The 25400-nt window shown below is 72.1% G+C and carries 24 protein-coding genes and 1 pseudogene; 16 read left to right on the top strand and 9 right to left on the bottom strand.

Translation table 11 applies throughout. The features are described 5' to 3' along the window. Nucleotides 1-15: 15 nt before the first annotated feature. Complete coding sequence (locus tag ABZ396_RS13065; protein ID WP_358915292.1) at nt 16-864, bottom strand: siderophore-interacting protein; 849 nt, start codon at nt 862-864, stop codon at nt 16-18. Nucleotides 865-977: 113 nt separating this feature from the next. After that, the gene (locus ABZ396_RS13060) at nt 978-1922 is read right to left on the bottom strand and encodes a 5'-3' exonuclease (RefSeq protein WP_358915291.1); all 945 of its coding nucleotides are present in this window, start codon (nt 1920-1922) and stop codon (nt 978-980) included. A 171-nt stretch (nt 1923-2093) separates the two neighbouring features. Between ABZ396_RS13060 and ABZ396_RS13055 the strand changes: the two genes are divergently transcribed. The 5 genes from ABZ396_RS13055 to ABZ396_RS13035 all read left to right on the top strand — a co-directional run bounded on the left by ABZ396_RS13055 (nt 2094) and on the right by ABZ396_RS13035 (nt 8213). Further along, nucleotides 2094-3167, top strand: a complete 1074-nt coding sequence (locus ABZ396_RS13055; protein ID WP_358915290.1) for a glycine betaine/L-proline ABC transporter ATP-binding protein — start codon at nt 2094-2096, stop codon at nt 3165-3167. Further along, a complete protein-coding gene (locus ABZ396_RS13050) occupies nt 3160-4947 on the top strand; it encodes an ABC transporter permease/substrate binding protein (protein WP_358915289.1) in 1788 nt (595 codons plus the stop codon). The genes ABZ396_RS13055 and ABZ396_RS13050 overlap by 8 nt, the downstream gene beginning before the upstream one ends. Nucleotides 4948-5796: 849 nt before the next feature. Further along, nucleotides 5797-6774, top strand: a complete 978-nt coding sequence (locus ABZ396_RS13045; RefSeq protein WP_358915288.1) for a hypothetical protein — start codon at nt 5797-5799, stop codon at nt 6772-6774. 153 nt (nt 6775-6927) lie between these two features. Further along, nucleotides 6928-7497, top strand: coding sequence for an XRE family transcriptional regulator (locus ABZ396_RS13040; RefSeq protein WP_358915287.1), 570 nt, complete (start codon nt 6928-6930; stop codon nt 7495-7497). After that, nucleotides 7497-8213 carry a helical backbone metal receptor gene (locus ABZ396_RS13035; RefSeq protein ID WP_358915286.1) on the top strand — a complete coding sequence of 239 codons (717 nt, stop codon included), beginning with the start codon at nt 7497-7499 and terminating at the stop codon, nt 8211-8213. Before ABZ396_RS13040 ends, ABZ396_RS13035 begins: the two co-directional genes overlap by 1 nt. Here ABZ396_RS13035 and ABZ396_RS13030 read toward each other — a convergent pair. Further along, complete coding sequence (locus tag ABZ396_RS13030) at nt 8125-9243, bottom strand: TDT family transporter (protein ID WP_358915285.1); 1119 nt, start codon at nt 9241-9243, stop codon at nt 8125-8127. The two genes, ABZ396_RS13035 and ABZ396_RS13030, sit on opposite strands and share 89 nt — an antisense overlap. Nucleotides 9244-9314: 71 nt before the next feature. Here ABZ396_RS13030 and ABZ396_RS13025 point away from each other — a divergent pair, with 71 nt between their 5' ends. After that, nucleotides 9315-10235, top strand: a complete 921-nt coding sequence (locus ABZ396_RS13025) for a LysR family transcriptional regulator (protein ID WP_358915284.1) — start codon at nt 9315-9317, stop codon at nt 10233-10235. A 215-nt stretch (nt 10236-10450) separates the two neighbouring features. On the opposite strand, the gene ABZ396_RS13020 is transcribed toward ABZ396_RS13025, so the two are convergent. Both ABZ396_RS13020 and ABZ396_RS13015 read right to left on the bottom strand, forming a co-directional pair. Beyond that, nucleotides 10451-11137 carry a gamma-glutamyl-gamma-aminobutyrate hydrolase family protein gene (locus ABZ396_RS13020; RefSeq protein ID WP_358915283.1) on the bottom strand — a complete coding sequence of 229 codons (687 nt, stop codon included), beginning with the start codon at nt 11135-11137 and terminating at the stop codon, nt 10451-10453. A 53-nt stretch (nt 11138-11190) separates the two neighbouring features. Continuing rightward, nucleotides 11191-11925, bottom strand: a complete 735-nt coding sequence (locus tag ABZ396_RS13015) for an FCD domain-containing protein (protein ID WP_358915281.1) — start codon at nt 11923-11925, stop codon at nt 11191-11193. 95 nt (nt 11926-12020) lie between these two features. On the opposite strand from ABZ396_RS13015, the gene ABZ396_RS13010 reads away from it, so the two are divergent. The 4 genes and pseudogenes from ABZ396_RS13010 to ABZ396_RS12995 form a co-directional block, all read left to right on the top strand. Beyond that, nucleotides 12021-13379 (top strand): glutamine synthetase family protein, encoded by a 1359-nt coding sequence (locus ABZ396_RS13010; RefSeq protein ID WP_358915280.1) that lies wholly within the window; start codon nt 12021-12023, stop codon nt 13377-13379. An 8-nt stretch (nt 13380-13387) separates the two neighbouring features. Continuing rightward, a complete protein-coding gene (locus tag ABZ396_RS13005; RefSeq protein ID WP_358915278.1) occupies nt 13388-14767 on the top strand; it encodes an aldehyde dehydrogenase family protein in 1380 nt (459 codons plus the stop codon). Continuing rightward, nucleotides 14764-15555, top strand: a complete 792-nt coding sequence (locus ABZ396_RS13000) for a 3-oxoacyl-ACP reductase (protein ID WP_358915277.1) — start codon at nt 14764-14766, stop codon at nt 15553-15555. The genes ABZ396_RS13005 and ABZ396_RS13000 overlap by 4 nt, the downstream gene beginning before the upstream one ends. A 39-nt stretch (nt 15556-15594) precedes the next feature. Beyond that, nucleotides 15595-15669 (top strand): annotated as a pseudogene (locus ABZ396_RS12995) (DUF2510 domain-containing protein); the annotation flags it as partial. A gap of 753 nt (nt 15670-16422) precedes the next feature. On the opposite strand, the gene ABZ396_RS12990 reads toward ABZ396_RS12995, so the two are convergent. Together ABZ396_RS12990 and ABZ396_RS12985 are read right to left on the bottom strand one after the other, a co-directional pair. Next, nucleotides 16423-17625: an amino acid deaminase/aldolase gene (locus ABZ396_RS12990; RefSeq protein WP_358915275.1), complete on the bottom strand. Its 1203-nt coding sequence runs from the start codon at nt 17623-17625 to the stop codon at nt 16423-16425. 991 nt (nt 17626-18616) lie between these two features. Beyond that, nucleotides 18617-18913: a hypothetical protein gene (locus ABZ396_RS12985; RefSeq protein ID WP_358915273.1), complete on the bottom strand. Its 297-nt coding sequence runs from the start codon at nt 18911-18913 to the stop codon at nt 18617-18619. Between the two features lie 214 nt (nt 18914-19127). Here ABZ396_RS12985 and ABZ396_RS12980 point away from each other — a divergent pair, with 214 nt between their 5' ends. Together ABZ396_RS12980 and mycP are read left to right on the top strand one after the other, a co-directional pair. Then, nucleotides 19128-19943 (top strand): hypothetical protein, encoded by an 816-nt coding sequence (locus ABZ396_RS12980; protein WP_358915271.1) that lies wholly within the window; start codon nt 19128-19130, stop codon nt 19941-19943. Beyond that, nucleotides 19940-21103: a type VII secretion-associated serine protease mycosin gene (gene mycP, locus ABZ396_RS12975; RefSeq protein WP_358915269.1), complete on the top strand. Its 1164-nt coding sequence runs from the start codon at nt 19940-19942 to the stop codon at nt 21101-21103. The genes ABZ396_RS12980 and mycP overlap by 4 nt, the downstream gene beginning before the upstream one ends. 113 nt (nt 21104-21216) lie before the next feature. On the opposite strand, the gene ABZ396_RS12970 is transcribed toward mycP, so the two are convergent. Further along, nucleotides 21217-22212, bottom strand: a complete 996-nt coding sequence (locus ABZ396_RS12970) for a serine hydrolase (RefSeq protein ID WP_358915267.1) — start codon at nt 22210-22212, stop codon at nt 21217-21219. A 150-nt stretch (nt 22213-22362) separates the two neighbouring features. Here ABZ396_RS12970 and ABZ396_RS12965 point away from each other — a divergent pair, with 150 nt between their 5' ends. Next, a complete protein-coding gene (locus ABZ396_RS12965; protein WP_358915265.1) occupies nt 22363-23094 on the top strand; it encodes an SseB family protein in 732 nt (243 codons plus the stop codon). Between the two features lie 3 nt (nt 23095-23097). Here ABZ396_RS12965 and ABZ396_RS12960 read toward each other — a convergent pair whose 3' ends face one another. After that, on the bottom strand, nt 23098-23472 hold the full coding sequence (locus tag ABZ396_RS12960; RefSeq protein WP_358915263.1) for a DUF1844 domain-containing protein: 375 nt from the start codon (nt 23470-23472) through the stop codon (nt 23098-23100). A 400-nt stretch (nt 23473-23872) separates the two neighbouring features. Between ABZ396_RS12960 and infC the strand changes: the two genes are divergently transcribed. The 3 genes from infC to rplT all read left to right on the top strand — a co-directional run bounded on the left by infC (nt 23873) and on the right by rplT (nt 25344). After that, entirely contained in the window at nt 23873-24535 is a 663-nt protein-coding gene (gene infC / locus ABZ396_RS12955) for a translation initiation factor IF-3 (protein WP_358915577.1), read from the top strand. A 132-nt stretch (nt 24536-24667) separates the two neighbouring features. Then, nucleotides 24668-24862 (top strand): 50S ribosomal protein L35, encoded by a 195-nt coding sequence (rpmI, locus tag ABZ396_RS12950; RefSeq protein ID WP_006607578.1) that lies wholly within the window; start codon nt 24668-24670, stop codon nt 24860-24862. 98 nt (nt 24863-24960) lie between these two features. Beyond that, on the top strand, nt 24961-25344 hold the full coding sequence (gene rplT / locus ABZ396_RS12945) for a 50S ribosomal protein L20 (RefSeq protein ID WP_055492778.1): 384 nt from the start codon (nt 24961-24963) through the stop codon (nt 25342-25344). The last annotated feature ends 56 nt before the right edge of the window (nt 25345-25400 follow it).

Below are 25400 nucleotides of genomic sequence, written 5' to 3'. Positions count from 1 at the left end.
GGCTTCGCGGGTTTCTCAGGCGGCGGCCGCTCCGCCGCCCTCCTGCTCCGCCTCGATGCGGGCGTTCCACTCGCGCTTGGAGGCCTGCCAGCCGTCCTCGTTGTGACCGAGGCGCCAGTAGCCGGAGATCGACAGGTCCTCGCGCGGGATCTGGCGCTCGACGCGCAGCAGGGCCCGCAGCTCCTTCACGAAGCTCGCCTCGCCGTGGACGAAGGCGTGCACCCGGCCCTCCGGAAACTCCAGCGCCCGCACGGCCGCGACCAGCGCCTCGCCGATGGGCCGCTCGCCCCGGTGCAGCCAGACGACCTCCACATCGGAGTCGATCTTCTGCTCCTCCTCGGGGCCGGAGACCTCGATGAACGCGAAGGTCCTCGCCCCGGCGGGCAGGGACTCCAGGGAGCGGGCGATCGCGGGCAGCGCGCTCTCGTCCCCGGCGAGCAGATGCCAGTCGGCGTCCGTGTCGGGGGCATAGGCGCCGCCGGGACCCATGAAGCGCACGGTCTCGCCGGGCTGGACGCGGCACGCCCAGGGTCCGGCCAGGCCCTCGTCGCCGTGTACGACGAAGTCCAGCGTCAGCTCACGGTGTTCGGCATCCCAGGAACGCACCGTGTAGGTGCGGGTCACCGGCCAGTGCTCGCGCGGGAACTCGGCGCGGATCCGCTCCAGGTCGAAGGGCTCCGGGTAAGTGACGCCTTCCGGGCCGAAGAGGATTTTCACATAATGATCAGTGCAGGTGTCCGCGGCGAAGCCGACCAGTCCGTCACCGCCGAGAACGACGCGCTGCATATGCGGGGTCAGCCGCTCGGTGCGCACCACCCGGGCGGAATGGGGCTTACGCGGCTTACGTCCCGGGCGCTCTGCCATGACCGGCCTCCCTGCTCCACTGGTTAGGTTTACCTAAGTTAGCATCTCCTTTCTCAGTTAACACCTCTTCCATGAACACTTGATGAGCATGTTCTGCCGGCATTCTCCGACGGTCACCCGCCGAGAGTCAGCAGCAGCCGGTGCAGCGACCCGCCCAGCCCCCACCGCGCCGACAGCGCGTCCAGCCGGGCCGGATCACGCGGAACCTTCGGCAGCGTGGTGTCGACGTCCGGCAGCGGGACGTCCCCGGCGACCCTGACGACCGTCGGCGCGACGGCCACATACGGCCGGGCCTCGTCCAGCCGTTTGCGCTGCGACGGTGTGAGCCTGGCCTTCGGGTCGTCGACGGCGGCCATGATGCCGGCGAGGTCGCCGAACTCGGCGAGCAGCTTGGCGGCCGTCTTCTCACCGATGCCCGGCACACCGGGCAGCCCGTCGCTCGGGTCGCCGCGCAGCAGCGCCAGATCCGCGTACCCGCGTCCGTCCACCCCATACTTCCCGCGCAGCCACGCCTCGTCCGTCATCTGCAGCATGCCGACGCCCTTGATCGGGTACAGCACCCGCACCCCGCGCTCGTCGTCCACCAGTTGGTAGAGGTCACGGTCGCCGGTGACGATGTCGACCGGGCCGTCGGCGCGCGCGGTGAACGTGCCGATCACGTCGTCCGCCTCATAGCCCGCGACGCCGACCCGGGCGATGCCGAGCGCGTCCAGCACCTCCTCGATGACCGGCACCTGCGGGGAGAGGGTGTCCGGCACCTCCTCCTCGTCCGGCCCCGCCTCGCGTTCCTCGGCGACCCGGTGGGCCTTGTAGGAGGGGATGAGGTCCACCCGCCACCCCGGCCGCCAGTCGGCGTCCATACACGCCACCAGCCGGTCCGGACGGTGGTCCTTGACCAGCCGGTCGATGAAGTCCAGCAGCCCGCGCACGGCGTTCACCGGCGTGCCGTCCGGCGCCCTCACGGAGTCCGGGACGCCGAAGTAGGCGCGGAAGTACAGGGAGGCGGTGTCGAGAAGCATCAGTCGTGCGGTCACGCCTCGCATCATGCCGTACGGCACTGACGGCGACCCGGTGCTCCGTCCCGCACCGCGGCTTGTGGAGACCTCGTGACCTGGCCGACTGGTGCGTTTGACCTGCACCGAACAGGGCAGGCGCGGCTCCTGTCCCAGGCCCCCGAGGCGCTGGGCCCTGCGTTTCCAGGGCCCTGCGCCCCCGAGAGAGAGGTTCGCGTGTCACCCAGGCTAGAGACCGAGCACCTGTACAAGATCTTCGGCAGACGACCGGACACGGCGGTGGAACGGCTCCGCCAGGGCGCCGACCGGGAGGAACTGCGCGCCGACGGCACCACCGCCGCCGTGATCGACACCTCCTTCCAGGTCGACCCCGGCGAGATATTCGTCGTGATGGGCCTGTCGGGCTCCGGCAAGTCCACCCTGCTGCGCATGCTCAACGGCCTGCTGGAACCGACCGCTGGAAAGGTCCGCTTCGACGGCCAGGACCTCACCGCGCTCACCGACCGCGAACTGCGCCAACTGCGCTCGAAGAAGATCAGCATGGTCTTCCAGCACTTCGCGCTCTTCCCGCACCGCAGCGTCCGCGACAACGCCGCCTACGGCCTGGCCGTGCAGGGCGTGCCCCGCGCCGAGCGCGTCCGCCGCGCCGACGAGGCGCTCGCCCTGTGCGGACTGGCCGGCTGGGAGGACTCCTGGCCCGACGAACTGTCCGGCGGCATGCAGCAGCGCGTCGGCCTGGCCCGCGCCCTGGCCACCGACGCCGATCTGCTCCTCATGGACGAGTCGTTCAGCGCGCTGGACCCGTTGATCCGCCGCGACATGCAGGACCAGCTCCTGGAACTGCAGAAATCCCTGAAGAAGACGATCGTCTTCATCACCCACGACCTCAACGAGGCCATGCGCCTGGGTGACCGCATCGCCGTGATGCGTGACGGCCGTGTCGTCCAGACCGGCACCGCCGAGGACATCCTGCTGCGCCCCGCCGACGACTACGTCGCGTCCTTCACCAGGGACGTCGACCGCTCCCGGGTGCTGACCACCGCCGCCGTCATGGACACCGACGTGGACGGCGACGAGGCGAACTGCGGCTGCGTCACCGCGACACCCGACACCCCGTTCACCGAACTGTGCGCGCTCAGCGCCCGGTTGCCCCACCCCGTCGCCGTCCTGGACCAGGACGACGCTGTCGTGGGCGTCGTACCGCGAGGGCGTCTGGTCGGCTTCCTCGCGGAGGAAGAGGGCGAACCCGTCGTCTGCGACGGCGGAGAGAAGGTGACCGCCCGTGCCTAGGCTGCATCTCGGCGACTGGGTCGACTCCGGCGTGAACTGGCTGGTCGCGCACATGTCCTGGCTCTTCGACGCGATCCGCGCGGTCGTCGAGGGCATGTACGACGGCATCGACAGCGTCCTCACCGCCCCCGAACCCCTCCTGCTGGCAGGCATCTTGGCGGTACTGGCCTGGTGGCTGCGCGGACTGACCGCGGGTGTCCTCGCCTTCGCCGGTTTCGCGCTCGTGGACTCCCTCGACCTGTGGGAACGCGCGATGTCCACCCTGGCGCTGGTCCTGGTCGCCACCGTGATCGCGCTGGTCATCTCGGTCCCACTTGGCATCTGGGCGGCCCGCTCCAGGGCGGTCAGCGCGACCGTACGGCCGGTCCTGGACCTGCTCCAGACCATGCCCTCGATGGTCCTCCTGATCCCGGCCATCCTCTTCTTCGGCCTGGGCACCGCCGCCGGCGTCGTCGCCACCCTGATCTTCGCGCTCGCCCCCGGCGTCCGCATGACCGAACTCGGCATCCGCCAGGTCGACGCCGAACTGGTCGAGGCCGCCGAGGCGTTCGGCACCACACCCAGGGACACCCTGCTGCGCGTCCAGCTGCCGCTCGCGCTGCCGACCATCATGGCCGGCGTCAACCAGGTCATCATGCTGGGCCTGTCGATGGTCGTCATCGCCGGCATGGTCGGCACCGGCGGCCTCGGCGGCGCCGTCAACGAGGCCATCGGCCAGCTCGACATCGGCTTCGGCTTCGAGGCGGGCGTCGGCATCGTCGTCCTCGCCATCTACCTCGACCGCATGACCAGCGCGCTCGGCACCCAGCTTTCCCCGCTGGGCCGCCGGGCCGCGGCCAAGGTCCGCCCCACTCCCTGGACGTACCGCCCCCGCCCGGCCGTCGCCGTCGTCGGTGTCGTCGTCCTCGCTCTGGTAGCGGGCGGCATGGGTGTCTTCGGGCCCTCCTCCGTCACCACCCAGGCGTCCGCCACGAACATCGGCCAGGGCAAGGAGATCAAGATCGGTTACATCCCCTGGGACGAGGGCACCGCCTCCACCTTCCTCTGGAAGGAGATCCTGGAGGAGCGCGGCTACCAGGTCACCACCACCCAGTACGCGGCCGGTCCCCTCTATACCGGCCTCGCCACCGGCCAGCTCGACTTCGAGACCGACTCCTGGCTGCCCACCACGCACGCCGAGTACTGGAAGAAGTACGGCAAGCAGCTCGACGACCTCGGCTCGTGGTACGGCCCCACTTCCCTGGAGCTGACCGTCCCGTCGTACGTGAAGGACGTGAACTCCCTGGCCGACCTGAAGAACCACGCCTCGGAGTTCGGCGGGAAGGTCGTCGGCATCGAGCCCAGCGCCGGCATGATGGGCCTGCTCAAGTCCAAGGTCCTCAAGGAGTACGGCCTGGACGGCAGCTACCAGGTCGTCGACGGCTCCACACCCGCGATGCTCGCCGAGCTCAAGCGGGCCTATGCCAAGAAGCAGCCGATCCTCGTCACGCTGTGGTCCCCGCACTGGGCCTACAGCGACTACGACCTCAAGAAGCTGAAGGACCCCCAGGGCGCCTGGGGCTCCGGCGACGGCGTGCACACCCTGTCCCGCAAGGGCTTCGCCGAGGACAACCCCGAGGTCGGCAAGTGGCTCAAGGACTTCTCGATGACGGAGCAGCAGCTCACCGGCCTGGAGTCCGAGATCCAGAAGGCCGGCCAGGGCAAGGAACAGGACGCGGTGCGCACCTGGCTGAAGCGGACCCCGGGCCTCGTCGACAAGTGGGCACCGACCCCGAAGTGACCGGAGGGACGCTCACCTCCCGAGCCCGCCGCCGGGGCGGGCTGCCGGAACGGGCTTCGAGCCTGCGGGAACCGGTTCCGGGCCTGCAGGGGGTCCTGCCCGGCCGGCTCCGGGCCTTCGGGGTCTCCAGCCCGCGGCTGACGGGGCTCGCCGGGTCGGAGGGGACCGGCCCGGGGGCGGATGTCCTCGGGGCTGATGGTCCGTGCCGGGGTTGACGGGGAACATCCCGGGTCTGACGGTCTGTCCCGGGGTTGATAGGGATCGCCGGGGTCGGAGGGGGCCGGCCTGGGGGAGATGTCTCGGGTCTGATGGTTTGTCCCGGGGTTGATAGGGATCGCCGGGGTCGGAGGGGGCCGGCCTGGGGGAGATGTCTCGGGTCTGACGGTCTGTCCCGGGGTCGATAGGGATCGCCGGCGTCGGAGGGGGCCGGCCTGGGAGAGATGCTTCGGGTCTGGTGGTCCGTCCCGGGTTGATGGGGATCGCCGGGGCTGGCGGAGAGCGGCCTGGGGCAGCTGTGCCGGGTCTGACGGTCTGTCCCGGGGTCGATAGGGATCGCCGGGCTCGGCGGGGACCGGCCTGGGGGAGATGTCTTGGGTCTGGTGGTCCGTGCCGGGGCTGCTGGGATCGCCGGGGCACGCGGAGACCTGCCTGGGGGAGGTGTCCCAGGTCTGACGGTCTGTCCCGGGTTGATGGGGATCGCCAGGGCCCGCGGAGGGGACCGGGCCCGGGGCAGATGTCCGCGGCCGGGATTGGCCATGTGTCGAAGCCCACCTCTCCCGGCCTGCTCCGGGCGGGATCGGGGGCCGTAGCCTCTGACGCCCCGCCCCCGCCCGTTTCTGTGAGCAGCCCGTGATCCGCCAGTTTCTGCCCCTCCTGCTGCTGCTGACGGCGGCGGTGGCCGTGCCGCGGTTCTCCGAGGCGAGCCCGGATCCGGCCTCGGTGGCCACCGCCCGGTTCGAGGAGCTCGCCGCGGATGTGACGCAGGCGGACGGCGCGGACTTCGACGCCCGGGACGACACCGGCCGCCCCATGGACACCGCCGAGATCACCCCGATACCCGAGGCCTACGGCGGCGGCTACCTCGCCGTCTACCACACCACCCTCGCCGACGGCCGCTTCCACGCGGCCATCGCCACCTCCACCGACCTGCGCACCTGGACCCGCCGCCACGACTTCGGCCCGGGCACCAGCCAGCCCTCCCTGCACACCGACGGCACCGGCGGATGGGTCCTCGCCTACGAAAAGGATCCGGCCAACCACATAGCGCTACGGCACTACCCAGGCCTCACCGCCCTGCTGACCGGCACGGCCGACCGCGCGTTCGACGCGCCCCGCTCCCTGTCCCCCTGCGCCGAGGGCACCCCGGACATCACCGCGGTCCACGGTGACGTCGTGGAACTGACCGGCCACTACCGTGCCGACTGTGCCACCGACCGCCAACTCCGCGCCACCTTGCGCTACTTCACCGTCTGGCGGGCCCGCCCGGATCAGCGCCTCGACATGGCCCTCCTGGCCTGGGGCACCGCCGGGAACATCGGGGACCGCTCGCGCATCGAACTGTTGGGGCGCCCCGTCGTCCTGATCGAGGGCCAGCGCCTGCGCGACGACTTCGGCAGCTGGTCGACCTACGCCTACGACCCCGCCTCCGGCCGGGCCGACCGGCTCAGCCTGCGCACCCCCGGCGGCAGCCGCGCGTTCGCCAATCCGTCGGCCACGCTGCTCACCGACCCCGACGGCCGTCCCGCCCTCCTGGTCAGCGTCTTCATCCCGAAGGAGGAGTCCGCGCCCGGCGAGTCCGGCGAGCTCGTCTACTGGCGCGAACTGTGAGGGTCACGCTCACCCGGCGTGACGGGGATGTGACGGCCGCCTGCGACGGTTTGCCGAACATGCGTAGGGTGCAGAGAACCCATCAGAGGGGGCCCGGGCCGATCCAGGGGCACCCGTAGGACGGAACGACGAGCCAAGGAGGGAGCCGGAGCGATGGGCGACCACAAGGACCAGCAGCCCGTGCGGGTGGGCGCGGCAGTCCGGCGGCGCCGCCGCGCGCTGGAGCTCACCCTCGCCGTCGTGGCCGAGCGCAGCGGCCTGTCGGTGCCCTTCCTGAGCCAGATCGAGAACGACAGGGCCCGGCCCAGCCGCACCTCCCTGGAGAAGCTCGCCGACGCCCTGCGCACCACGGCCGTCGAACTCCTCGCCGCCGCCGACCCGGCGTGCAGCGTGGACGTCGTACGCGCCGACGCCACCGATCCGGACTTCGTACCCAAGGTGCGTTCCCTGGTGCGCGGCCACCACCAACTGCACGCCTCGGAGTTCACCGGCGACCATGACGCCGGCCGCGAATTCCAGCACCGCAACGACGAGTTGATGTACGTCGCCGACGGCGCGGTGGAGATCGAGGCCGAGGGCCGCGCCTACCGCCTCGGGCGCGGCGACACCCTCTACCTCACCGGCGGAGTCCGCCACCGCTGGCGTGCGACGGTCCCGGACACCCGGGTGATCGTGGTGGCGGTGGCGGAACACATCGAGGCGGTCCAGGACCGCCCCCGCTGATGCGGGTGGTCTCCCTGGTCCCGTCGCTCACGGAGACGGTGGCCGTGTCCGCGCCGGGCCTCCTGGTCGGCGCCACGAACTGGTGCACCCACCCGGCCGCCCTCGACGTCACCCGTGTCGGCGGTACCAAGAACCCGGCCCTTGACCGGGTCCTCGCCCTCGCCCCCGACCTGGTGATCGCCAACGAGGAGGAGAACCGCGCCCCCGACCTCGACGCCCTGCGGACGGCCGGCGTGGAGGTGCTGGTCACGGAGGTGCGGGAGGTACCGCAGGCCTTCCGGGAGCTGGCCCGGGTCCTGGCCGCGTGCGGTGTGCGCACCCGTCCGCGCTGGCTGGAGGAGGCGGAGGCGGCCTGGTCGAACCCGGGCCCCGCATCGCGTACGACGGCCGTCGTCCCGATCTGGCGGCGGCCGTGGATGGTCCTGGGCAGGGACACGTTCGCGGGGGATGTCCTCAGGCGGCTCGGTCTTGAGAATCTGTTCGTCGCTCACCCCGAGCGGTATCCCCGCATCCCGGTCGGGGAACTGGTCGACGCGCGACCCGACCTGGTCGTCCTCCCGGACGAGCCCTACCGCTTCACCGCCGACGACGGCCCGGAGGCCTTCCCCGGCCTGCCCTGCGCACTGGTCAGCGGACGGCACCTGACGTGGTACGGCCCGTCACTGGCAGAGGCGCCACGCGTACTGGCCGAGGCCCTGCTAGCAGCTCGCCGCTGAGCAGCCCGCGTACGGTGCCGGCGGCGGCCGCGAGCCATCCGGCGACGAGCACGGCGTACAGACCCACCGCCAGCCAGTCGTACACCGCGAGCCCGGTGTGCCGAGCCAGTGCGGCGGCGCCCGTGACACATGTCCCCACCGGGAAGGTGAAGGCCCACCACGTCATGGCGAACCGCATGCCATGCCGCCACGCCCGCACCACATGCGCGACCGCCAGCGCCAGCCACATCAGCGCGAACCCCATGACCGGAACGCCGTAGAGGACGGCGAGGAGGCCGAAGCCGGTGGCGTCCTGGGCCGGGACGACCCCCGGTGCGAGGTCCGCGAAGGCGCCCACCGCGGTCGTGGACTGCCCGAGCGGGCCCAGCACCAGGAAGATCGTGGGAGTGAGCGCGAGGGACAGCGGACCGGTGGTGACCAGCCGGGCGAAGACGAGCGTCAGCATCAGCAGCGTGGCCAGCAGGCTCAGCCCGAAGAGCGTGAAGCAGCCGTAGAGCAGGGTCTCGCGTGGCTGCCCGGGCGGCAGATGCGACGCCAGCCGCGGCCCGAGCGCGGCCGACACCATGGGCGCGACCAGCGGCAGCAGCCACACCGCGGTGGCCTGACCGGGCTCGACCCGATGCCGTACGGCCATCAGGTACGGCACGGCGACTGCGGCCGCGAGTCCCACGGCCGTACCGGCGACGAACAGCACGGAGTCGAGCGCCACGGCCGCGGGCTCGCCGATCCAGTACTGCCCGAGGGCGAGGGCACCGGCGCCGACCGCGAGCAGGGCCATGGAGAGGCAGCCGTAGAAGGGGGCCATGGCGGGGTCGCGGAGGTGGGCGCGGGCCTGGTCGGCGTGGTAGGTCCAGTGCAGGGCCCGGGCGGCCAGCAGGACCACGAGTTGCACCAGGGACAGTGCCCAGAGGCCGACGAAGAGCTCGCGCAAGCCGTCGACGCCGAGCGCGCCGCCGCCGAGGGCGAGGGCTGCGGTGCCCATCACGGAGGCGTACCAGTTGGGGCCGAGATACCGGACTGTGGTGACCATGGGACCAACGGTGCCGCCGGTACGGGGCCGCGACCAGGGAGCCCGTTTCTATGGGGGCATAAGCTGGGGTTATGAGCGAGACGGAGGACCGGGCGGCAGGCGGCACGCTGGCGCACCGGGTGCCGGATCTCGGTGCGCTGGAACTGCTCCTGGCGGTGGCGCGGCTGGGCAGCCTCGGGGCGGCCGCCCGGGAGGTCGGTATCACCCAGCCCGCGGCCAGCAGCCGGATCCGCTCGATGGAACGGCAGCTGGGCGTGGCCCTCGTCGACCGCTCACCACGCGGCTCCCGGCTCACCGACGCGGGGGCTCTGGTGACCGACTGGGCGCGGCGGGTGGTGGAGGCGGCGGAGGTCTTCGACGCGGGCGCGCAGGCGCTGCGGGACCGGCGGGACTCGCGGCTACGGGTCGCGGCGAGCATGACCATCGCCGAGTACCTCCTGCCCGGCTGGCTGCTCGCGCTGCGCGCCCAGCGCCCCGACACGGCGGTGTCCCTGCTCGCCGGCAACTCGGCGGCGGTGGCGGAACGGCTGCTCGCGGACGAGGCGGACCTGGGCTTCGTGGAGGGGCTGACGGTCCCGCGGGGCCTGGACTCGGCGGTGATCGCCCACGACCGCCTGATCGTGGTGACGGCCCCCGCGCACCCGTGGGCCCGCCGCAGGCGCCCGCTGGCCGCGGAGGAGCTGGCGGCAACCCCCCTGATCCTCCGCGAACGCGGCTCCGGCACCCGTCAGGTCCTCGACGTGGCACTGGGCGGCCTGGCCCGCCCGCTGATCGAACTGTCGTCCACGACGGCCGTGAAGGCGTCGGCGGTGAGCGGCGCGGGGCCGGCGGTCCTGAGTGAACTTGCGGTGGGGGAGGAGCTGGCGATGCGGCGGTTGGTGAGCATCCCGGTGGAGGGCATCGCGCTCCGCCGAGACCTGAGGGCGGTATGGCCCACGGGCCACCGCCCGACCGGCCCGGCCCGCGAACTCCTCTCCCTGACCCGCGGCTGACGGCAGAGACCTTCGCTCACCCACCACTCGACTCGGTCGGCAGAGAGCTCAGGTGTACTCAGCCCGTCCGACGCTTGAGGACGAGGCCGTTCAGGCCGAAGCGGGGTCTGGGGGCGCAGCCCCCTGGTGATGGGACGGGTAGGGGCGGCGGGGGCGGAAAACTCCTTGGCCGCACCCGCTCCAGCGCGCACAGGCCGACCCCGCTCCGGCCTCGCTCAGGACGCGGCTGTGACCAGTGCCCGCATCACCCGCAGGTCCTCGCCCATCTCCGGATGCCACTGCACGCCGATGACCCACCCGCGGTCGGCGGGGAGTTCGATCGCCTCGACCGTGCCGTCCGTCGCGTGCGCCGACGCCAGGAGCCCTTCCCCGAGGCGGTCCACCGCCTGGTGGTGGTAGGTGGGGACCGACGTCTCCTCCGGAACCGTCTCGGCGTACCGGGTTCCGGGAACCGGCTTCACCTCGTGGCGGCCGAAGACGCCGGGCACCTCCGCGTGGCCGTCGATGTGCTGGACGAGGGTGCCGCCGAGGGCGACGTTCAGGAGCTGCATGCCCCGGCAGATGCCCAGCAGCGGGAGGCCGGCGGCGAGGGCCGCGTCGATCAGGGCCAGCTCCCAGACGTCCCGGGCGCGGGCCGGGCGGCCGGTGCGGGGGTCGGGTTCGGCGCCGTAGCGGACCGGCTCCACGTCCGGGCCGCCCGCGATCACCAGGCCGTCCAGGCGGGCCACCGTCGCCGCCGCGTGCCCCGGGTCGTCCGGCGACAGAAGCGCGGCCAGGCCGCCCGCCCGCTGGACCAGACGTGGGTAGCCGGCCGGCAGCAGGGCCGCCTCCAGTTGCCAGACGCCCCAGCGCGCCCCGGCCTCCAGGTATGTGCTCACGCCGATCAGCGGCCGTCCGGCCATGGACCCTCCCTCAAAGGTGTGCGTCCACACCTTTATGGCACGGCGACTGGCAGTCACGCCAGAAAACCCCGCAGCAGGGCGGCCGTCCCCGCGCAATGCTCCCGCATCATCTCCCGGGCGCCGTCCGCGTCCCCGTCCAGGACCGCCTCGACCAGGGCGATGTGCTGGCGCTGCGAGTGCTCCAGGTTGCGGACCAGGAGCGGGATGCAGTCGAGGAGGTCGTTGACCGTCGCCCGTACCGCCGCGTACTGGGCGGTCAGGGAGGGCGAGCCGCACAGTTCGGCGATCGTGAGGTGGAGGAGGGTGTCCAGGCGGCGGTACTCCGCGAGCGGTGCCTCGTGGGTGCGGGCCAGCGCATCCCGCAGCCGCTCCGCCTGCTCGACGGTCAGCCCGTGCGCCGCGCACAGTCCCGCCGCGCCCACCTCAAGCACCTCGCGGAAGCGCAGCACGTCCTCGATGTCGACCTCGGCGATCCGGCGCCGCAGCTCGTCCTCGCCACCCGCGTCCGTGCGCGGCAGCACGAACGTCCCGCCGTACCGCCCGCGCCGCGACTCCACCAGCCCCTGGTCCTGGAGCACCTTCAGCACCTCGCGCAGGGTGACCCGGCTGATCCCGAGCCGCTCCGCCAGCTCCCGCTCGGCGGGCAGCCGTTCGCCGCCCGGAACCAGGCCCAGCCGGACGACCTGGAGGATCTGCTCCAGTGCCTCCTCGAAGCCGTTGCCGGCCCGCACCGGTCGCAGTACCGGCGTCAACGGGTCGCCGACAGCGTCGTCCGCGTCCAGCGACATATGGCCGTACCCCCTTCCCAAGCAATGGTTCTCACCAATACCTTAGAGCTCCCGGCCCGGCCGTAGCAGCGCGATGAAGCCCAAGGAGCCCTCCCGTGGCAGACCGCACACCCCCGCTCAGCGTCGAGGAGCTGCACACCCTCGTCGCGAGCGGTGAGATCGACACTGTCGTCCTGGCCTTCCCCGACATGCAAGGACGATTGCAGGGAAAGCGGTTCGCCGCCCGTTTCTTCCTCGACGAGGTCCTCCACCACGGCACCGAGGGCTGCAACTACCTCCTCGCCGTCGACACCGAGATGAACACGGTCGACGGCTACGCCATGTCCTCCTGGGACCGCGGTTACGGCGACTTCGCCATGCACCCCGACCTCACCACCCTCCGCCGTGTGCCCTGGAACGCGGGCACGGCGATGCTCATCGCCGACCTCGCCTGGAACGACGGTTCCCCGGTCGTCGCCGCGCCCCGGCAGATCCTCCGCCGCCAGTTGGAGCGCCTCGCCGAACTCGGCTACACCGCACAGGTCGGTACGGAGCTGGAGTTCATCGTGTTCAAGGACACCTACGAGGCGGCCTGGGACGCGAACTACCGGGGGCTGACCCCGGCCAACCAGTACAACATCGACTATTCGGTGCTCGGTACCGGCCGCATCGAGCCGCTGCTGCGCCGCATCCGCAACGAGATGGCCGCTGCCGGCCTCACCGTCGAGTCCGCCAAGGGCGAGTGCAACCCCGGCCAGCACGAGATCGCCTTCCGCTACGACGAGGCCCTGCTCACCTGCGACCAGCACGCCGTCTACAAGACCGGCGCGAAGGAGATCGCCGCCCAGGAGGGCGTCTCCCTCACCTTCATGGCCAAGTACAACGAGCGGGAGGGCAACTCCTGCCACATCCACCTGTCGCTGACGGACACGGACGGCGCCAACGCCTTCGCTTGCGAGGACGGCATGTCCGAGGTCATGCGGTACTTCCTCGCCGGACAGCTCGCCGCCCTCCGTGACTTCTCGCTCCTCTACGCGCCCAACATCAACAGCTACAAGCGGTTCCAGCCGGGCTCCTTCGCCCCGACCGCGGTCGCCTGGGGGCACGACAACCGCACCTGTGCGCTGAGGGTCGTCGGCCACGGCCGCTCGCTGCGCTTCGAGAACCGGCTGCCCGGCGGAGACGTCAACCCGCACCTCGCCGTCGCCGGCCTGGTCGCGGCCGGGCTGTACGGCGTCGAGCAGAAACTCGAACTCCCCGAGCCCTGCCCCGGCAACGCCTACACCGCCGACTTCGCGCACGTCCCGACCACGCTCCGGGAGGCCGCCGACCTCTGGGAGAACAGCCCCATCGCCAGAGCCGCCTTCGGTGACGAGGTCGTCGCCCACTACCGCAACATGGCCCGCGTCGAGCTGGCGGCCTTCGACGCCGCGGTGACCGACTGGGAGCTGCGCCGCTCCTTCGAACGCATGTGAGGCATGCCTTGTCGCAACTGTACGAACTCGATGTCCTCAACCCGGCCACGGAGGAGGTGATCGCGACCGTCCCCGGCGCCGTGGAGCAGGACGTCGACGCCGCCGTGCGGCGGGCCGCACGGGCCCAGCGGACATGGGCCGCGCTCGCGCCCGCCGACCGGGCCCGGCTGCTGCGCCGCTTCGCCGTCGTCGTCGACGAACAACGCGAGGAACTCGCCCAGCTGGAGGTGCGGGAAGCCGGGCACACCGTCGGCAACGCCCGCTGGGAGGCGGGCAACGTCCGGGACCTGCTGGACTACGCGGCCGGGGGAGTGGAGCGGCTGACCGGCCGCCAGATCCCGGTTCCCGGCGGCCTCGACGTCACCCTCCTCGAACCCCTCGGGGTCGTCGGCGTCATCGCCCCCTGGAACTTCCCCATGCCCATCGCGGCCTGGGGCACCGCCCCCGCCCTCGCGGCCGGCAACGCGGTGCTCCTCAAGCCCGCCGAGACCACCCCCCTCACCGCGCTCCGCCTCGCCGCACTCGCCCTGGAGGCGGGCCTCCCCGAGCACCTCTTCCAGGTGCTGCCCGGCCGGGGCGACATCGCGGGCGAGGCCCTGGTCCGCCACCCCGGCGTCGCCAAGATCGTATTCACCGGCTCCACCCGCGTCGGCAAGCGCATCATGGCGCTCTGCGCCGACCAGGTGAAACGCGTGACCCTCGAACTCGGCGGCAAGAGCCCCAACATCGTCTTCGCCGACGCCGACATCGAGGCCGCAGCGGCCGCCGCCCCGATGTCCTTCCTGGACAACTCCGGCCAGGACTGCTGCGCCCGCACCCGCATCCTCGTCCAACGGTCCGTCCACGACCGCTTCCTGGAGCTCCTCGCCCCCGCGATCGAGTCCGTCACCGTCGGCGAACCGGCCGACGAGAGGACCGACATGGGCCCGCTGATCTCCAGGGCCCAGCTGGAACGCGTCCGTTCGTACGTAGACACCGACGCGCCCGGCATCCGGGGCAAGGCCCCAGAGGGCCCCGGCTTCTGGTTCCCGCCGACCGTCCTCACCGGCGTCGACCCACGCGCGCGCGTGGCCGTCGAGGAGGTCTTCGGCCCGGTCGCCGCGGTCATCCCCTTCGACGACGAGGCCGACGCGATCCGGCTGGCCAACGACACCGACTACGGCCTCTCCGGGTCGGTCTGGACCCGGGACGTCGGCCGCGCACTGCGCGTCTCCCAGGCCGTCAAGGCCGGCAACCTGTCCGTCAACTCGCACTCCAGCGTCCGCTACTGGACCCCCTTCGGCGGCTACAAGCAGTCGGGGATCGGCCGCGAACTCGGCCCGGACGCGCTCACCGCCTTCACCGAAACCAAGAACGTCTTCATCAGCACGGAGGGCCCCGCACAGTGACCGAATCCACCGGAGAGATCGTCTGCCGCCGACTCGTCGGCCGTACCGCCGTCGTCACCGGAGCCGGCAGCGGCATCGGCCTGGCCACCGTGCGGCGACTGGCCTCCGAGGGCGCCCACATCGTCTGCGGCGACGTCGACGAGGTCCGAGGCAAGGCCGCCGCCGAGGAGGTCGGCGGGCTGTTCGTCAAGGTCGACGTCACCGACGCCGAGCAGGTCGAGGCGCTGTTCAAGGCGGCCCACGACACCTACGGCAGCGTCGACATCGCCTTCAACAACGCCGGCATCTCGCCGCCCGACGACGACTCCATCCTGGAGACCGGCCTGGAGGCCTGGAAACGCGTCCAGGAGGTCAACCTCACCTCCGTCTACCTGTGCTGCAAGGCCGCCATCCCCTACATGCGGCGCCAGGGCAAGGGCTCCATCATCAACACCGCGTCCTTCGTGGCGCGGATGGGCGCGGCGACCTCGCAGATCTCGTACACCGCGTCCAAGGGTGGTGTTCTGGCCATGTCCCGGGAGCTGGGCGTCCAGTTCGCGCGGGAGGGCATCCGGGTGAACGCGCTGTGCCCGGGACCGGTCAACACCCCCCTGCTCCAGGAGCTGTTCGCCAAGGATCCCGAGCGGGCCGCCCGCCGCCTGGTCCACATCCCGCTGGGCCGGTTCGCCGAGGCCGAGGAGATCGCCGCCGCCGTCGCGTTCCTGGCCAGCGACGACTCCTCCTTCGTCAACGCCAGCGACTTCCTCGTGGACGGCGGGATCTCCGGGGCGTACGTCACACCCCTGTAGGAGCCGCCTCAACTCCCGCCCTACAGTGCGGGAGTGAGCATGATGCCGCCGCCCGGCTGGTACTCCGATCCTCAGGCCCCGCACCTGGAGCGCTGGTGGGACGGCAGGACCTGGACCGAGTACCGGCGCACCGCGTCCGGCCTCCCCGCGCCGCCGACCCCGGCGGCCGGGGCGCCCGGACGTGCCAAGGCGGTCGCGCTGATATCCGCCGCGGCCGTGCTGGCGCCGGCGATCGCCGGCGGCGCGACCGTGCTCCGCACGGGCGAGGCGCGGGACGGCACAGACACCACGATCAAGGCCGCCCCCGCCGGCCCACCGCCCTCATCCCTCGTCGTCGACCAGCTCAACGGCATCACCCTGCCGGTCCCCACAGGCTGGACCAGCTCCTCGTACCTCGCCCAGGACGACGTAGTGATGACCACAGACGGCACCTGCGACTGCCCGGCCGACACCGGCCGGTGCCGCCACGGCGAGGTCATCAGCCGTACGGCGTCCGATGCCGACGGCGCCTCCCCGCGCACCGTCGGCGAACGGGACGTACCGGAGGCGGCCGAGGCGGCGTACGGCCACGATCCCGGCGGCCGGCGGCCCTTCGGTGGCATCCGGTCCCACCGGGTCGTCAAGGCGGGGCGGGTCGCGGTCGCCGGCCGTGACGGATACCTGGTGCGCCGGCGAGTGAGGACAGCCGAGGGACCCGGCGGATACGTCCAGTCCCTGGCCTTCCCCTCCCAGTCCGGCATCCCGGCCCCGGTCGTCGTCCGGTTCGTCTTCGACGCCGGCCCGGACGGACCGCCGCTGTCCGACATGGACGCGATCACCAGCGGTATACGACCGGTGGGCCAGAAGCCGGCGGGTTGGCGGTACGGGTCAGAGGAAGGTGTGCCCCTCACCCCGGTACGTCGGTACGGTCGCCGTCACCCGGTCGCCCTCGACCAGATGCAGCTCGGCGAACCGCTCGCACAGCTCGCCCGCCTTGGCGTGCCGGAACCACACCTTGTCGCCGACCAGCAGGTCGTCCGCCGCGGAGCCCAGCAGCGGGGTCTGCACCTCGCCGGGGCCCTCCTGCGGGTCGTACGACAGCCCCTGCGGCAGGTACGGCACCGGCAGCCGGTCGGGGCCCGCGGCACCCGAGGCCGGGTAGCCGCCGCCGAGGACGGTGACGACCCCGACCCCGGGCCGCCGTACCACCGGCATGGCGAACAGGGCGGCCGGACGGCCGGTGAACGACGTGTAGTTGTCGAAGAGCCGGGGCACGTACAGACCCGACCCGGCCGCGATCTCGGTGACCGCGTCCTCCGCTGCCGTGGTCTGCACACTGCCCGTGCCGCCGCCGTTGACGAACTCCAGGTCCGGCGCCACCGCCCGGACCGCCCGCACCACCGCGGCGCGCCGCTCGGCCAGCTCACGTCGGGCGGCGGCCTGCATCAGCCGGACCGCGCGGGAGCGCAGCGGCCGGCCGGCGACATCGTCCCCGACCCCGGCGATGTGCCCCTCGTACGCCATGATCCCGACCAGCTTGAAGCCCGGCCGCCGGGCCACGGTCCGCGCCAGATCGGCGAGCTGGGCGGGCGAGTACAGCGGCGAACGCCGGGCCCCGACCCGCAGCCGGCCCCCGAGCAGCTTCAGCGAGGTGTCCAACTCCAGGCAGACGCGCACCACTTCGCTGCCGCTGTCGCGGGCCGCGTCGATCAAGTCAAGGTGGGCCGGGTCGTCGATCATCACCGTCACGGCGGCGGCGAGCTTGGGATCGGCGGCCAGTTCGGCGAACCGGGCCCGGTCGGCGGAGGGATAGGCCAGCAGGATGTCCTCGAACCCCGAGCGCGCGAGCCACAGCGACTCCGCGAGCGTGAAGGACATGATCCCGGCGTAACCGTCCTTCGCGAGGACCCGTTCCAGCAGGTGCCGACAGCGTACGGACTTGCTCGCGACCCGTACCGGCTTGCCGCCGGCCCTGCGCACGAGATCGTCCGCGTTGGCGTCGAAGGCCTCCAGGTCGACGATCGCGAGAGGGGCGTCGAGATGGGCGGTGGCCCGGTCGTAACGGGCCCGGTCGGCGGCGCGCGCAGTCATGAACGAAGCCTGCCAGACAGGATTACCGCAGGGTAGGGGGACGATACGGGCAGATGCCCCGGGGCCGGTGGACTGGTTCCCGTTCGCCCTCGGACAACCCGTAGAGTGACGCGCACGTACGGCGGAACGACTCCGGCCGCCTGGCCCGCGCCGGGATGCGGATCCGCACGTGCGGGTATGCGTGCCCGGGGCGGATGTCTCCGAGCCGGGTAGGACGCCGGCCCGTACGCGGAGTTGGCCCGGGCAGGAGGAAACGGGGGCGCATGAGCACGGAAGCGCGGCACGCCCCGATCCCGCGACGCCCTTCGCCCGACCTCGCGCCACACGCCGACGGCGGAGCCGAGGGCGACGGACCGGAGATCGGTGGGACCGGCCGGGGCGAGGCGCCGCGTGCCGCCGACGCGTCCGGCCGGACCGACGGGCCGGGGTTCTTCGACCGGCCGAACCGGGTGAACTGGTCGCAGCGGACCGACGTATCCACCGGCAGGGCCGACACCACCGGGCGGGACCAACTGCCGGGACGGCCCGGCGTGCAGCAGAGTCGTGAGGACCGGACGAGTCGGGGCGGTGCGGTGGCGCAGGGCGAACAGGGTGCGGGAGACCGGGCTGTCGGCCGCTCGACATCCGCCGAACGCATCACACGGCCCCGCTATCCCGACCTCCGTCCCCCGCAGAGCGCGGCCACCGCGTCCCCGCCTCCGCCCCCCGCCTCGGCCCGCTTCCCGGACACACCACCCACCACGCCCGCAAGCGATACCGACCGCGCCGCACCGCCTGCGCCCTCTGGCCGGGAGCCCGGCGGCACCGTGCCGCCCGCTGCCTCTGGCGGGGAGGCCGGTTGGACCGTGCCGCCTGCGTCCTCCGGCCGGGAGGCCGGCCCCGCCGTACCGCCCGCCGCCTCCGGTCGGGAGCCTCGCTGGACCGAACCGTCCGCGTCGGCAGGGCGGGAGAGCGGACGCGCCGCAGCGTCCCGGCCGCCGTACGGCCCTGGCTACGCGTCCCGGCGTCCGGAGTCCGCTGCTGAGTCGACCGCCTCGCTTCGTCCCGTCCGTGGTGCGGAGGAACCGGAGCCGTCGTCGGACGGGCGGCGCGGTGCCGCCGGACCGGCGCCCTCGTCCTCGGCCGATACGGCCGCGGGCTCCTCACGTGTGACCGGGCCCAGGCGGCCCGAGCGGCCGCGCAGTGACTTCTCGGCCTCCCCCGGTGCGCCCGGTGCGCCGGAGTCGGGCACCGCGTGGAGCCCGCACATGCGGACGTTCCCGGTACCGACGGCCCCGCCGCGCCCCATGACACCTCCGAAGCCCACCGCCCCGCCCCGCCCGACAGACGCCCCTGTTGCCCCGCCCCGCCCCACGACACCCCCGGCCCCCGGCGTCACGCCGTACCCCGCCACGCCGCCTTCCCGTGACACCGCCTCCTGGCCGCACGGCCCCGGCCCGGTCCCGGACCCCGCGATGTCCTGGACCGTCTCCGCGGGAACTCCCGGCAGACACCGGTCCGTTGTGACGTTCGGCGAACCCGAGGGGTACGACGAGCGCGGGTGGGGGCGGTCGTTGATCGGCCGCGTGGCGCCCCATACCGCCGCTGCCGCCGCCTGCATGGTGCTGGGCCTGGGCCTCATCGGCGGTGCCGTGACCGGAAGCTGGATCATCGACGACGACGGTGACGGGGGAGCGGCGAGCAGCTTCAGCTCGGCCGCCGGCCTGTGGCACAACGTGCCCGTCGACGAACTGTTCCCGCCCACCGTGCAGGGCACCGGCGCCGGCCCCGGTGGAGCCGACCGCACCTGGACGCGGATCGCCGTCGCCCCGGCCACCGGCTGCGCCGAAGCCTTCGAGCCGCTGCTGCACAAGGTGCTCGCACCCGTCGGCTGCCAGCGCCTGATCCGTGCGACCTACACCGACGCCACCCAGAGCTATGTGACGACCGTGGGGCTGCTCTTCACGAAGGCCGACCCGGCCGCGATGACCGCCCTCGCCAAGCGGTTCGAGGACGAGCGCCTGGACCGCCGCAGCGACCTGATGCCCCTTCCGTACGCCGCGAAGAACACCGCCGCCGAGCGGTTCGGCCCGCACCAGCGCGCCTCCTGGACGGTCTCCGTGCTCACCGACGCCCCGGTCGTCGCCTACGCCGTCTCCGGCTGGGCCGACGGCCGTACCGTCGACACCCCGCAGCCCGCCGCCGACGCCGAGACGTCCGGCGCGACCACGGCCCCGGCCCAGGCCGGCCTCGGCAACGAGGCCCAGGGCCTCGCCGACCGCATCGAACGGCGACTGCGTCAGAACACCGCAGGCTCGGCAACGGAGAAGCCCTCATGAAACGCCACGCCACCGGGGCCGCGGTGAGCCTGCTGCTCGCCGGCTCGCTCGCCCTCCTGCCGTCCACCACCGCCTACGCCGACAGCATCCGCGCCCAGCAGTGGGGCCTGTCCGCCCTGCACCTCGACGAGGCCTGGCAGACCACCAAAGGCAAGGGCGTCACCGTCGCAGTCCTGGACACCGGCGTCGAGCCCGACCACCCCGACCTCGCCGGCAACGTTCTGACCACCAAGGACATGATCGGATTCGGCGCCCGGGCTGGCGAACGCGACTGGGCCCGGCACGGCACCGCCATGGCCGGCATCATAGCCGGTCACGGCCACGGGGTCGGCAACGGCGACGGTGTGATGGGGGTCGCCCCGGAAGCCAGGATCCTGCCCGTCCGGGTCATCCTCGAAGACGGCGACAGCGCCCGCGGCAAGGCCCGCTCCACCCGGGGCAACGCCCTCGCCGAGGGCATCCGCTGGGCCGCCGACCACGGCGCCGACGTCATCAACCTCTCCCTCGGCGACGACTCCGACTCCGCGCACCCCGAGCCCAGCGAGGACGAGGCCATCCAGTACGCCCTGAAGAAGGACGTCGTGGTCGTCGCCTCGGCCGGCAACGGCGGCGACAAGGGCGACCACATCTCCTACCCGGCCGCCTACCCGGGTGTCATCGCCGCCACCGCGGTGGACAAGTTCGGCACCCGCGCCGCCTTCTCCACCCGCCGCTGGTACGCCACGGTCAGCGCACCCGGCGTCGACATCGTCATCGCCGACCCGGACCACAAGTACTACGAGGGCTGGGGCACGAGCGCCGCCTCGGCCTTCGTCTCAGGAGCCGTGGCCCTGATCAGGGCAGCCCATCCCGGCCTCACCCCGGCCCAGGTCAAGAAGCTCCTGGAGGACACGGCCCGCGACGCCCCGTCCGGCGGCCGCGACGACTCCCGGGGCTTCGGCATGATCGACCCGGCGGCGGCGATCAAGGCCGCGGCCAGGGTGAAGACGCGGAGCCTCACGTCGGCGTCGTACGGCGAGAAGTACTTCGGCCCGGGCCCCGACACGCAGGGGAAGACGACGAGCGCGACCGACTGGGCGGCCCCGCTGGCGGGCGGCGCGGGCGGCGTGCTGTTGGTGGCGGCGGGAGTCCTGTGGCGGAACCGCCGCAGGACTCTGTGAACCGCCCCGGCTCGGAAACGCCCCGATAACAGGCGACCCCTCAAAGGCGCGGGGAACTGCGCGACCAGCCCCCACCGTGCCGCGCCCGCCCACGAACCCTTGGACCCACCCCCCTACTGCGGAGCAGCAGCCGACGCCGACTCGGAAGACTCCGCAAACGACCCCACCGCCGCCCGAGCAGCCGCCTCCACCAGCGAAATCCCCTTCGCCTGGCTCACCGTCCCCTTGGACAGCACCGCGACCAGATAGCCGGTCCCGTCCGCCGTCACCCGCCCGATGCTGTTGACGTCCCACAGCCCGGTCGTACTCCGGGCCAGCCACCCGTTCTTCAGCGCGAACCCCGAACCGTCGGCGGCGGCCGAAACGCCCCACCGCTGGTCCGACTCGACCGTCTTCATCAGGTCCTGGATGTACGACCGCGCGGCCTCGCTCAGCTGCGAGTCGTCCCCGAACACCTGCTGGAGCAGGGCTAGCTGGTCGGCCGCCGTGGTCTGGGTCAGCCCCCACAGCTCCCCGTCGCCGCCCTCGGTCTCCGTCAGTCCGAAGCGCTTGTTCGCCGCGTCCAGGCCCGCCGCCTCGCCGATGATCTCCCACAGTTCCGACGCGGACGTGTTGTCGCTGTTCCCGATCATCTTCGTGGCGTACGCCTTCTCCGTCGCCGTCAGCTGCCGCCCCGCGTCCTGCGCCTGAAGCAGCAGCGTCGCCAGGATGTCGACCTTGACGATGCTCGCGGTGTCGAACGCCGTGTCGCCGTAGGCCGCGCTGTCACCGGAGGCCAGATCGAGGACGGCCGCCGACACCTTCGCTCCGGACGGCACGGGCACCGTCTCCATCGCCGTGCTCAGCAGCGCGGCCCGGTCCACTGCCCGCTCCGTCACGGGTTCCACCGATGCCTCCGCGCCCGCCGAGGCCGAGGAGGACGGCGCCGGCGACGCGGCCGAGGGTACGGCGCCGCCGTCGCGGGCGTGCGCCTTCACATACACGGTCCCTGCCGCGGTGGCGCCGACCACGGCGACCGCGGCGAGGGAGATGTACAGAAGAGCCCGGCGCCGGGGCCGGGCACGGCGGCGGCCCCGCCGGGATCCTGAGGTGGCTCTGGGGGACTCCATGCCCGCGATGCTCGGGGCGAGGACTGTGTGGTCCGTTTGTCGCAAGTTAGAAGCGGGTCAGGGATATCTGAGAATCCCGTGAAAGCCGTGTCGATCCGGTTTCGGGGGCCGCACAACCGCAGCAGCATCCCACCGATAGGGTCGGGGACCGTGGCGAACAAGAACATTCCCGACTCCGGCTACTCCGACGACGACGGCTCCGCCGACCCCCGGCTGTCCGCCGCGCTGGCCGCCTGGGCCGAGGACCGCACGGCGGTGGGACCCGTCCTGGCGGCACTGAAGGACGCCCGGCTGCTCGTCCCGGTGGTCGCCGTGCTCGGCGACGCCGAGGAGGACGAGAACGGGCTGCGCCGCGAGAAGACCAGCGACATGGCCGTCCCGACCCTGAAGGCCGGCCGCCGAACCGCCCTGCCCGCCTTCACCTCCACCGACTCGCTGGCCCGCTGGGACCCGGCGGCGCGGCCCGTCGCCGTACCCCTGCACCAGGCGCTCCAGGCCGCCGCGCACGAGAAGGCGGACACGGTGGTGCTGGACCTGTCGGGGCCGGTGCCGTTCGAACTGACCGGACCGGCGCTGCTCGCCCTCGCGGAGGGGCGCACGACAGCCGATCCGCTCGCCGACCCGGCCGTGATCGAGGCGGTCCGTACGGCCGTGGCCGCCGAGCCCGCCGTACGCCGCGCCCACCTCGGGCCGGGACACACCGACGGGACCCTCGCCCTGGTCCTGGACCCGGCCGCGCCGCCCGCCGAGACCGCACAGGCCGTCGCCGAGCGGCTCGCCGCCGACGAGACACTGAGGGCCCGCCTGGTACGCGGCCTCGACCTGGCGCTGCTGCCGGCCGGGGCCACGCCGCCCGGCGAGCCCTTGTACGTAAGAATCTGACTGCTAGCCGTAGACCGGGCCGGTGTACTTCTCGCCGGGGCCCTGGCCCGGCTCGTCGGGGACGACTGAGGCCTCGCGGAAGGCCAGCTGGAGCGACTTCAGGCCGTCCCGCAGCGGGGCCGCGTGGAAGGAGCTGATCTCGGTCGCGGACGCGTCGAGCAGCCCGGCGAGGGCGGTGACCAGCTTGCGGGCCTCGTCCAGGTCCTTGTACTTGGCGCCCTCCTCGGTGAGGCCGAGCTTCACGGCCGCGGCACTCATCAGGTTGACGGCGACCGTCACGATCACCTCGACCGCGGGGACCTCGGCGATGTCGCGGGTCATCTCGTCGAAGTCGGGCTGTCCGGCGTCACCGGTGCCAGAAAGGGGCGTCTCACTCATGGCCCACACGATAGGCGCAGCGGGGGCAGGGCTCCGACCTGACCCCAGGACGTCCCAATTGGTCCTCTCTCCGCTTTGCTGCTAACCTTGTGTGACGACCGGCCGGACAGGTATGCCTCGCGGCTAACCGACCCGGCCCACAAGTGGAGACTCCGAACTCCCACCTGACCGCCCTGCTGGGCGGCGGGTCACCGGTCAGACGGTCGCTTCGCCACTACGGCGACGGCGTTCCGTCCGATAGTGCGCCCCGCGATCCTCGCGGCGGTGTTCCGGTAGTTCGAGGAGCCCCGCCTGTGATCGTCCGGGGCATTTTTTCTGCTTCGGTGCGGTTAGGTCTCACGAAAACAGACGTTACGCGGCTGTCCGCCAGACCGTCGCGTGGTGCTACCGAGGAGGATCCATCAGCACCGAGCCCCGCATCAACGACCGGATTCGCGTTCCCGAGGTGCGACTTGTCGGTCCCAGTGGCGAGCAGGTGGGCATCGTCCCCCTGGCCAAGGCACTGGAGCTTGCGCAGGAGTACGACCTCGACCTGGTCGAGGTGGCGGCGAGCGCACGCCCGCCGGTCTGCAAGCTCATGGACTACGGCAAGTTCAAGTACGAGTCGGCCATGAAGGCCCGTGAGGCGCGCAAGAACCAGGCGCACACGGTCATCAAGGAAATGAAGCTCCGGCCGAAGATCGACCCGCACGACTATGACACCAAGAAGGGTCACGTCGTACGGTTCCTCAAGCAGGGCGACAAGGTCAAGATCACGATCATGTTCCGTGGTCGCGAGCAGTCCCGGCCCGAACTGGGCTACCGACTGCTGCAGCGTCTCGCGGAGGACGTCCAGGACCTCGGTTTCGTGGAGTCGAACCCGAAGCAGGACGGCCGGAACATGATCATGGTTCTCGGTCCGCACAAGAAGAAGACCGAGGCGATGGCCGAGGCCCGACAGGCGCAGGAAGCCCGCAAGGCCGAAGCGAAGGCCAACCCCGGCAAGTCGCAGAACGCTGCCGAGCTGGAGGCCGACGCCGAGGAGCACGCCGAGGCGCCCGCCGAGGAGCACGCCGAGGCGTGATCCAGGGGTCAACGCCCCAGGTCAGCACCCGGGGCGCCAGCCCAGGATGTATTCGATACAAGAGCGACGTTCCACTGTGCCCGGTTTCACGACCGGGCACCGGAGCGCCATCGACGAGGAGATAACGGCGCTATGCCGAAGAACAAGACGCACAGCGGTGCCAGCAAGCGCTTCAAGATCACCGGCTCCGGCAAGGTGCTGCGTGAGCGCGCCGGCAAGCGCCACCTGCTCGAGCACAAGTCGTCTCGTGTGACGCGTCGCCTCACCGGCAACGCCGAGATGGCCCCGGGCGACGCCGCGAAGATCAAGAAGCTTCTCGGCAAGTGACACGCGGGCGCCGGCCGGCGCCCTGAAGTCAGCACCGGGACCCAGTCGTTTCCGGGCCGCGTGAGTCCAACCGCGGCCCCGCTACAAGGAGTTAACAAGTGGCACGCGTCAAGCGGGCAGTCAACGCCCACAAGAAGCGCCGGGCGATCCTCGAGCAGGCCTCCGGCTACCGCGGTCAGCGTTCGCGCCTGTACCGCAAGGCCAAGGAGCAGGTCACCCACTCGCTGGTCTACAACTACAACGACCGCAAGAAGCGCAAGGGCGACTTCCGTCAGCTGTGGATCCAGCGCATCAACGCCGCTGCCCGCGCCAACGGCATCACGTACAACCGCTTCATCCAGGGTCTGAAGGCCGCGAACGTCGAGGTCGACCGCAAGATCCTGGCCGAGCTGGCGGTCAACGACGCCGGCGCGTTCGCCGCGCTCGTCGAGGTCGCGCAGAAGGCGCTCCCGGCGGACGTCAACGCGCCGAAGGCGGCGTGACGCTGGCGCTGGCTCTGGCCGACGTGACTGAAGGACCCGCAGGCTGACTTGCTTGC

Origin of the sequence: Streptomyces sp. NPDC005866, assembly GCF_040629895.1 — a bacterium.
Lineage (GTDB): Bacteria > Actinomycetota > Actinomycetes > Streptomycetales > Streptomycetaceae > Streptomyces.
The sequence above is the reverse complement of the archived record's forward strand: the minus strand, read 5'-3'. Positions and strand labels throughout refer to the sequence as shown.